Source organism: Bacillus sp. SIMBA_031 (assembly GCF_046535225.1).
GTDB lineage: Bacteria > Bacillota > Bacilli > Bacillales > Bacillaceae > Bacillus > Bacillus velezensis.
Genome location: NZ_JAWRXC010000530.1, coordinates 1 through 249 on the forward strand (window position 1 = coordinate 1; position 249 = coordinate 249).

The 249-nt window shown below is 61.0% G+C and carries 1 protein-coding gene; it reads left to right on the forward strand.

Annotation, left to right across the window (positions count from 1 at the left end; all coding sequences use genetic code 11):
• Positions 1-23: 23 nt before the first annotated feature.
• Positions 24-249 (forward strand): hypothetical protein (locus SB724_RS21265; protein WP_410572993.1); only part of this gene is annotated, 226 nt, incomplete at its 3' end.

Consider the following 249-nt stretch of genomic DNA (forward strand, 5'->3'; position numbering starts at 1 on the left):
TCCTTGATCAGCAGGTCACTTCCGTGCCTGCTGATGCCAAGGTCGATGAGGATTCCGGAGACCTTGTGAAGGTGGAACTAAACAGGGTCCGCGTCATCCTGGATCCCGTGGCTGCATGGGGACAGGCGTTCGATGAGGCGTGGCGCCTGCAGCGTGACTTCTTCTGGACTGCCGACATGGCCGGCCAGGATTGGGAGTCCGTGTACAAGCGATACCGCCCGATTGTGGACCGGCTGGGCTCTCACGACG